The organism is Salmonella sp. 2018103 (assembly GCF_026247685.1).
GTDB classification, from domain to species: Bacteria; Pseudomonadota; Gammaproteobacteria; order Enterobacterales; family Enterobacteriaceae; genus Salmonella; species Salmonella enterica.
In genome coordinates this window covers 4,163,792-4,172,137 of record NZ_CP111029.1, presented here as the reverse complement: position 1 = coordinate 4,172,137, position 8,346 = coordinate 4,163,792, and the positions used below count along the sequence as shown (strand labels likewise).

The following is an 8,346-nucleotide window of genomic DNA, read 5'->3' as shown; positions in this document are numbered from 1 at the left end:
TTATGGATAAAAAACTAGAACCTTATTATTTAAGTGCGGAAACGGCATTATCTATAGTGTCTAAAAAATTCAACATAAAAATTGACATCAAAGAGGATGATATAAATTTAAGATTTAAAAAGTACGACAGAAATAACACTGACGACTCTATACAAATGAAGAATTTCTTTTTGTCGTTAGGGCTTTCTCTACAGGATATATTATTTAATAATGGTGAGGATTTACTAAATGAGCCTATGCCGATTTTACTATTAACACCAGAAATGAAGTGGATGGTGTGTGTGAGTGGCGGGCAAAAAATAAAGTTGGTAAACGCGCGCGGTGAACTCTGTTATGTTGAAATTGAAGATGAATATTTAAAAGAGCTATCTGCATTTAGTATACTGCCTTTAAATAAAGTTGTTGATAGTATAAGAGTAAAAAATATCATAAAAAACTCTTTATCGATGAACAAGATTTTTTATACTAAATACTTCTTTTCATCTCTTTTTATGGCAATTTTTGCGTTAACTATTCCAGTATTTAGTAATCTGTTCTATGATAAGCTTGTTCCAAGCGCTTCGGTTTCATCTTTATTTGGCGTGGCTATAATTGTTGCTGTATTTATTGTTTTTGAGTTTATCCTTCGTACTTCGAAAGATATTTATCAGTCTATCACAGCAAGGCAGGATGACGTCGATATTGATATCGCATTTCTTGAAGCGGTACTTTATAGTAAAAAGAAAAATGGCAGATCCATGTCATCAGCATTTGTGCTATGGAATGAGTTTCAGAAAATTAAACCCGTTTTATTAAACTCGATCTTTCAACGTATAGCCGATATTCCAATATTTATTATATTTCTCATTGTTATATATGTAAATTTAGGTCTGGTCGTTATTGTCCCTGTTACCATGTTTATCGTCTCTATTATTATTTCCCTCGTTAACCACCATTATACTAATGAGTTAATGAACAAACAAAAAGAAGGACAGAAGAATAGGAATATCTTCATCTCAGAGGTTTTCTTATCTATTAAAATGATCCATACCTTAAATAATCAAGGTTTACTTTTTGATTGGGTCAACACATCAAATGAACAGTCGTATCTTAACCTGAAGATAAGGAAATTAAATCTTATCTATCAATCTATATTGGGGAGTATGTCATCTATTACCCAAATAACTATTATGGTAATAGCCTTTTTTATGGTAATCAAGGGTGATGTTACTACTGGCGCAATTGTTTCATCTGTCATTGTCTCTGGTCGTATTTCCGGGATCATTTCGAATTTTTCTTCTACATTAATCTCTATTTTATCAGCAGAAAAAACCGGTAAGGATCTGCTTTCTTTTTTTGATGAAGATCAGGCAGAAAAAACACCGGCATTACAGTCTATATCAAAGTGCAATGGCGATATCTCTATTCGGGGTGTGAGTTATCAGTATGACGCTCAATCTCCGATGATTATTAACCGACTGTCTATAGACATACCTGCGGGGCAGCGTGTCGCAGTGATAGGCGAATGCGGTGCAGGAAAAAGCTCATTACTGGGAATGCTATCTGGCTACCTTTCGCCAACAGACGGCGCCATCTTATATGATGGATATAACTTAGGGCATTTATCGCAGAACTTTTTTTCTCAGCATTTAAGCGTGGTGACGACACATGATGTTTTATTCACCGGAACCATTGAAAGTAATTTCGCGTTAAAACCGCAAAACGACAGGGGCCGGGTACTCAAGGCGCTCCATCTGGCGAACTGTGGTTTTATCTTGCAACATCCTATGGGGCTGAAGTTTCCGGTGAATTTTATGGCTAAAAACCTGTCATCCGGACAGCAACAGCAGTTATTATTAGCACGTAGTCTGAGCAGTAACGCCAGCGTCTTTTTATGGGATGAACCAACATCAAATCTGGATGAAAATACCGAGAAGCAAATTTTTGATAACTTAGATGAGTTTATTCATGGGAAAACGTTGATCATGGTGACGCATCGTCGATACCTGATAAAGTATTTTGACCGGGTCCTGGTAATGAAAGGTGGAAAAATAATCCGTGATTGTTCTCCGGATAAATTATTAACGTAAAATAAGCAGCGCTTGTCGCTGTTATCAGGCGGTACTACTTAATAAAAAAGACCCGTTGCACAAACGGGTCTTTTTGTCATTTAACGAGTCGGCAACGTCTTCAATAAGTTTAGCTCGATTCTGTTAGGGCTATTCCACTTGCCATTTTTGGATAACCACACCTGGCGGCCCTCATCAACGGCAATGCGAGGGACGTGATGGTTCGCAAGGCTACTCCTGGCGCGCGATTCCGCGTTGAGATAACCGGTGGGCGGCTTCATCGGCAGCGATAGCGTATCAGGTCAGCACCATCGGCCATTCTGGCGGGGTCTGGCTCATCGTTTCGACCATTACGGCTTCAATGTTATGCCAGATCGCAGCGAGATCCATCATGGTAATACCGAGTAAACCGGTGGCAAACCAGCAGGCGGATACCACGCCCAGACCGCTACTGATCACCGACAGACCAATATAATCTGATTTACGGAAACGGATATTGAGCGTGCTGGCTAAAAACATGAGCACGGCGCTCAACAGTTGCCAGCGGAGAAGAACGACACCAGTGGTTATGGCAGCCATGAAACATTTCCTCTGAATAGACCTTTGTCCAGGACAGCACGGCGTTGTTCCCGGGAAACGTGGGACATTCTGGCTATCAACGGACGTCACATCAACATCGAATGAAACATTGTTTCTGTTTCATTGTTTTTGTGAACTATATCACAAAAACAGGCTTGTTCGCCAGATCGGCAATGTATTTTTTGTGCGTTTTATAACCTTATTTTTTGTGTGACTTCTGCGCGTCCGTAGAGAAACAGCCGGAAAGCAAAGATGTATTATTACTACTCTTTTATTTTTTTTTCGTGAAATTCAGACCTGATAAAAATATCAAGTTATTTATCAAAAGAAAGGAGTAAAGATGTATACCCCATCGTTTACTTAGGTATAAATCTGATGTTATCAAAAATATTTAGCGTCCTGCCTGGTATGCGAGAGAGATTGCGCTTAGTTATTAATGGTAAATGTTGATCGGTAAAAGTCTGTTGCTAATATTGATAAATTCATGCACCGTAAACCTCCGTTTGGTTCACGTCTTATTTTGCCAACAATAGTCACAAATAATGCAGGGAAATAGGCTGAAAATGAGTCAAAGCACACGACGCAAGGTGTTGAGATTTCTCGGAACGATCATTGTGGTGTTACTTCCTGTATTGCTGGCGATCTGGTTTGCTCATATCCGGGCAGTCTCTGAAACCAGAAATCAGTTACATTCATTTGCGCAGTTGGTATTAGATAAAACGGAGCGGGTTATCCTGCAAGCGAATTTAGCCCGCGATGCCGCTGAACAATATCAGGGGCAAGCCTGTACGCCAGCCCATCAACAGCGAATGCTGAATATTATCCGCGGTCGTTTGTACATTAATGAGTTGATTTATGCTAAGGGCCAGCGTTTTCTATGCTCTACGGTTATGACGCCAACAAGTCCTTATTTTATTCCCCGCGCTGACTATAAACGAAAGCCTGACATCGCTATTTATTACTATCGTGATACGCCTTTTTTCAACGGTTATAAAATGACATATATGCAGCGGGGAAACTATGTCGCGGTTATCAATCCCTTATCTTATAGCGAGGTGATGTCAGACGATCCGGCGTTGGCTTGGGGAATGTATGATACGGTGACCAACACCTTTTTCTCCCTGAGTGAACAGGCGCAGGCTGATCAGCTATTACCTTTGGTACGACGGAGTGAACCTGTGTTCCAACAGGGTGAGCGTTTTTATGCTCTGGTTAAATCAGCAAAACGACCGGTTGCCGCGATTGTGTCAACCTCAAAGCAACGCTTTTACCAGAACCTCTTTCATCAGCTTACGTTAACGCTACCGTTAGGGATCATCTGTAGCATTATCGTCTTATTTATGTGGTCACGATCCCGGCAGGCATATTACTCACCGCGTCGATTGCTGCAACGGGCCATTACCAGGCACCAGCTTTGCCTTCATTATCAGCCGATCATTGATATCCGAAACGGGACATGTGTAGGTGCCGAAGCGCTATTGCGTTGGCCGGGCTATCACGGTCCGGTGATGAGCCCGTGCGAATTTATTCCGCTGGCGGAAAAAGAGGGGATGATTGAGCAGATCACCGATTATGTCGTCGAAGAGGTATTTAATGATTTAGGTGGTTTTCTGGCCGCGCACCCGCATCTTTATGTCTCTATCAATCTCTCTGCCGCCGATTTTCTCTCTTCCCGACTAATTGTGATGATTCATGAAAAAACGCGTCAGCATTCAGTGCTTGCGCAACAGATAAAGGTTGAAGTGACCGAGCGCGGATTTATTGATGTGCCTAAAATGACGCCGATTATTCAGGCGTTTCGCCAGGCGGGATACGAGGTGGCAATTGATGACTTTGGTACCGGCTATTCGAACTTGCATAACCTGTACTCATTAAATGTCGACCTTTTAAAAATTGATAAATCTTTTGTCGACACGCTAACCACTAATAGCGCCAGCCATTTGATTGTGGAACATATTATTGAAATGGCGCAAAGTTTGCGGCTAAAAATCATTGCGGAGGGGGTTGAAACGGCTGAACAGGTTAGCTGGTTGCTAAAACGCGGCGTTCAGTATTGTCAGGGATGGCACTTTGCGAAGGCTTTACCACCGCAGGAATTCATCTCCTGGCTACAACAAACGCCCGCGCCTCTGACGATACGCGGGCAGACGCCCTACAGGCGGTGACGGTAATCGCTGGGAGTGCGATCGAACTCGCGGCGGAATACACGCGAGAAGGTTTGCTGCGATACATAGCCCAGGTCCATCGCGATATCAAAAATCGGGCGCTCGGTCGTTCGTAGCTCAACAGCCGCCAACAGGAGACGGCGCTGGCGAATATACTCGCCTAATGTTTGATGCGTTACCGTACGAAACATCCGCTGTAAATACCACTTGGAGTAGCCCGATTTTTTTGCCACCACATCAATGTTTAGCGGTTGGTCGATATGTTCATCAATCCATTCGATAAGGGTCTGAATTATCTGCTGATGCGACATATTGTTGCCTCTTAAACAGTATTCGATTCGTCGTTTTGTCTGCGGGCGAGTATAATTCCTCAAGTTAACTTGAGGTAAAGCGATTTATGGAAAAAAAATCTCCCCGTTTAAAAGCCTTACTGACGCCGGGGGAAGTTGCGAAACGTAGCGGTGTTGCTGTGTCCGCCCTGCACTTCTATGAAAGCAAAGGGCTAATTACCAGTATCCGTAATAGCGGTAACCAACGGCGATACAAGCGTGACGTGTTGCGTTATGTCGCGATTATCAAGATCGCCCAGCGTATCGGCATCCCGCTGGCAACTATCGGCGACGCGTTTGGTATCTTGCCGGAAGGACATACGTTAAGCGCGAAAGAGTGGAAGCAGCTCTCCTCGCAGTGGCGCGAAGAGTTAGACCGACGTATTCATACGCTGGTGGCGTTGCGCGATGAGCTGGACGGTTGTATCGGCTGCGGCTGTTTATCGCGTAGCGACTGTCCGCTGCGAAATCCAGGCGACAGGCTTGGTGAACACGGGACGGGTGCCCGGCTGCTTGAAGATGATTAACATGCACTCGGCCATCGGGCTGAGTTCACCTAAAACTAAAGCGCCGCTAAGGGCGCTTTAGTTTATTTCCGGTCTTTGTCTTTCGCTCTATCCCGCTGATTACAGGAGGGTTTCCCCCGACGTCAACACCCCTCATATCGAGCACGTGGTGGAGGTTCCGGTTTGTGTTGATACTGTAAGTGTAAGCGACGACGCCCTGTTCGCCAGCGAAATGCTGATTTTTTAGCCGAAATTTTTACGGCAACTGCCATAATTTTCTATAGTTAGTTGGCATACCTTACAGGAGACAGCCATGCTGACGGTGCACCATTTAAATCAGTCTCGTTCGCAGCGCATCCTCTGGGCGCTGGAAGAGCTGGCGTTGCCTTACCAGATTGTGCGTTACCAGCGTGAAAAGACCATGCTGGCGCCGCCGGCATTGAAAAAAGTGCATCCGCTGGGCAAGTCTCCGGTTATCGAAGATCACGGTATGGTTATTGCGGAATCGGGCGCCATCCTGGAATATTTGCAGGACACTTACGACAGTATCGGACGCTTTAAACCTGCGGATGCGCAGGGGAAACAACACTATCGATTCTGGCTACATTACGCTGAAGGTTCGCTCATGCCCTTGCTATTGATGAGACTGCTCTTTACCTCTCTGGGTAAACCGCCGGTACCATTGGGCCTGCGAACGTTGGGCGGCGTTATCGGTAAGGGCGCGCAAAAAGCGTACCTCAATCCGCAACTGGAAACCCATGCGCGCTTTATTGACGGGCATCTGGCAAATCACCCCTGGTTTGCCGGAGAGCAGTTAAGTATGGCGGATATCCAGATGAGCTTCCCGCTATTTGCGCTGCTTGCCCGAGGCGGGATCGCTCATCTCGACCATATCAACGCATGGAAAGCGCGGGTAGAAATGCGTCCAGCCTGGCAACGAGCGATTCAGCAGGGCGGTCCGTTTACCATTCCTGGCGGATAATGGCGTTTTTGTGAGCAGATTGCGCAACGTATTTGCTAACAGCGATGCGAAAAATTGTTGCTGGATTGCGCAGGGACGATAACGTTTGCGCATCGTCTGGCGATTTATTGAGCATACTAAGCAGAAAAGCATAAAAAGCGGCAAAGTTCAGTTGAAAAAGCGTTGATGATCGCTGGATAATCGTTTGCTTTTTTTTGCCACCCGTTTTGTATACGTGGAGCTAAACGTTTGCTTTTTTTGCGGCGCCCCGGTTGTCGTAAATGTAGCACAAGGAGATAACGTTGCGCTGTTAGTGGATTACCTCCCACGTATACCGACGAATAATAAATTCTCAGGGGATGTTTTCTATGTCTACGCCTTCAGCGCGTACCGGCGGTTCACTCGACGCCTGGTTTAAAATTTCACAACGCGGGAGCACCGTTCGCCAGGAAGTCGTTGCTGGCTTAACCACGTTTCTCGCGATGGTTTACTCCGTCATCGTGGTGCCAGGGATGCTGGGTAAAGCCGGGTTCCCGCCTGCCGCCGTCTTTGTAGCGACCTGCCTGGTCGCAGGCGTCGGCTCTATCGTTATGGGGCTTTGGGCGAATCTGCCGCTGGCTATCGGTTGCGCTATCTCGTTGACGGCGTTTACCGCGTTTAGCCTGGTCCTGGGGCAGCATATTAGCGTACCGGTCGCGCTTGGCGCCGTATTCCTGATGGGCGTACTGTTTACCGTTATCTCCGCCACCGGCATTCGTAGCTGGATTTTGCGTAACTTGCCGCAGGGCGTGGCCCACGGAACCGGTATCGGTATTGGCCTGTTTTTGTTGCTGATTGCCGCCAACGGCGTCGGCCTGGTCATTAAAAACCCGCTGGATGGCCTGCCGGTCGCGCTGGGCGATTTCGACACCTTCCCGGTGATTATGTCGCTCGTGGGGCTGGCTGTTATTCTCGGTCTGGAAAAGCTGAAAGTCCCCGGCGGCATTCTGTTGACCATTATTGGCATTTCTATTGTGGGTTTGCTCTTCGATCCTAACGTCCATTTTTCCGGCATTTTCGCCATGCCTTCGTTGAGCGATGAAAACGGCAACTCGCTGATCGGCAGCCTGGATATTATGGGCGCGTTAAACCCTGTCGTTCTGCCAAGCGTACTGGCGCTGGTGATGACGGCGGTGTTTGATGCGACCGGAACGATCCGTGCGGTCGCAGGGCAGGCTAATCTGCTGGACAAAGATGGACAAATTATCGATGGCGGTAAAGCGCTAACCACCGACTCCCTGAGTAGCGTTTTCTCCGGCCTGGTCGGGGCGGCGCCTGCGGCGGTGTATATCGAGTCTGCGGCCGGTACGGCGGCGGGTGGTAAAACGGGCCTGACGGCGATTACCGTGGGCGTGCTGTTTTTGCTGATCCTGTTTCTTTCGCCGCTCTCTTATCTCGTTCCCGTCTACGCAACCGCCCCGGCGCTCATGTATGTCGGTCTGCTGATGCTGAGTAACGTGGCGAAAATCGATTTTGCTGATTTCGTCGATGCGATGGCGGGGCTAGTAACGGCTGTATTTATTGTACTGACCTGTAACATTGTCACCGGGATTATGATCGGCTTTGCCACGCTGGTCGTCGGGCGTCTGGTTTCCGGCGAATGGCGTAAGCTGAATATCGGAACTGTCGTCATTGCGGTCGCGCTGGTCGCTTTTTATGCCGGCGGCTGGGCTATCTAGTTCTGCCTTCATTCTGAAAAACGGGCGGCGTTGGTCGCCC

The 8,346-nt window shown here is 46.7% G+C and carries 7 protein-coding genes; 5 read left to right on the top strand and 2 right to left on the bottom strand.

Annotated elements, in window-relative coordinates; all coding sequences use genetic code 11:
- Positions 1–2: 2 nt before the first annotated feature.
- Positions 3–2,069, top strand: coding sequence for an SPI-4 type I secretion system protein SiiF (siiF, locus tag OLG56_RS20175; protein ID WP_000358575.1), 2,067 nt, complete (start codon positions 3–5; stop codon positions 2,067–2,069).
- Between the two features lie 276 nt (positions 2,070–2,345).
- On the opposite strand, the gene OLG56_RS20170 is transcribed toward siiF, so the two are convergent.
- Positions 2,346–2,627: a YjcB family protein gene (locus OLG56_RS20170; protein ID WP_023212848.1), complete on the bottom strand. Its 282-nt coding sequence runs from the start codon at positions 2,625–2,627 to the stop codon at positions 2,346–2,348.
- A 563-nt stretch (positions 2,628–3,190) separates the two neighbouring features.
- On the opposite strand from OLG56_RS20170, the gene pdeC reads away from it, so the two are divergent.
- Positions 3,191–4,792, top strand: a complete 1,602-nt coding sequence (pdeC, locus tag OLG56_RS20165) for a cyclic di-3',5'-guanosine monophosphate phosphodiesterase PdeC (RefSeq protein WP_000083659.1) — start codon at positions 3,191–3,193, stop codon at positions 4,790–4,792.
- Here pdeC and soxS read toward each other — a convergent pair.
- Complete coding sequence (gene soxS / locus OLG56_RS20160) at positions 4,780–5,103, bottom strand: superoxide response transcriptional regulator SoxS (RefSeq protein ID WP_000019483.1); 324 nt, start codon at positions 5,101–5,103, stop codon at positions 4,780–4,782. The genes pdeC and soxS overlap by 13 nt on opposite strands.
- 86 nt (positions 5,104–5,189) lie before the next feature.
- Here soxS and soxR point away from each other — a divergent pair, with 86 nt between their 5' ends.
- The 3 genes from soxR to ghxP all read left to right on the top strand — a co-directional run bounded on the left by soxR (position 5,190) and on the right by ghxP (position 8,306).
- Positions 5,190–5,648: a redox-sensitive transcriptional activator SoxR gene (soxR, locus tag OLG56_RS20155; protein ID WP_000412686.1), complete on the top strand. Its 459-nt coding sequence runs from the start codon at positions 5,190–5,192 to the stop codon at positions 5,646–5,648.
- A gap of 292 nt (positions 5,649–5,940) precedes the next feature.
- The gene (locus tag OLG56_RS20150) at positions 5,941–6,609 is read left to right on the top strand and encodes a glutathione S-transferase family protein (protein WP_000958575.1); all 669 of its coding nucleotides are present in this window, start codon (positions 5,941–5,943) and stop codon (positions 6,607–6,609) included.
- Positions 6,610–6,956: 347 nt separating this feature from the next.
- Positions 6,957–8,306: a guanine/hypoxanthine transporter GhxP gene (gene ghxP, locus OLG56_RS20145; RefSeq protein ID WP_000106907.1), complete on the top strand. Its 1,350-nt coding sequence runs from the start codon at positions 6,957–6,959 to the stop codon at positions 8,304–8,306.
- Positions 8,307–8,346 lie beyond the last annotated feature (40 nt).

What these genes read in the sequence shown, in the direction of transcription:
- siiF (WP_000358575.1), top strand. Translation starts at nt 3, where the DNA reads ATGGATAAAAAACTAGAACCTTATTATTTAAGTGCGGAAACGGCATTA.
- OLG56_RS20170 (WP_023212848.1), bottom strand. Translation starts at nt 2,627, where the DNA reads ATGGCTGCCATAACCACTGGTGTCGTTCTTCTCCGCTGGCAACTGTTG.
- pdeC (WP_000083659.1), top strand. Translation starts at nt 3,191, where the DNA reads ATGAGTCAAAGCACACGACGCAAGGTGTTGAGATTTCTCGGAACGATC.
- soxS (WP_000019483.1), bottom strand. Translation starts at nt 5,103, where the DNA reads ATGTCGCATCAGCAGATAATTCAGACCCTTATCGAATGGATTGATGAA.
- soxR (WP_000412686.1), top strand. Translation starts at nt 5,190, where the DNA reads ATGGAAAAAAAATCTCCCCGTTTAAAAGCCTTACTGACGCCGGGGGAA.
- OLG56_RS20150 (WP_000958575.1), top strand. Translation starts at nt 5,941, where the DNA reads ATGCTGACGGTGCACCATTTAAATCAGTCTCGTTCGCAGCGCATCCTC.
- ghxP (WP_000106907.1), top strand. Translation starts at nt 6,957, where the DNA reads ATGTCTACGCCTTCAGCGCGTACCGGCGGTTCACTCGACGCCTGGTTT.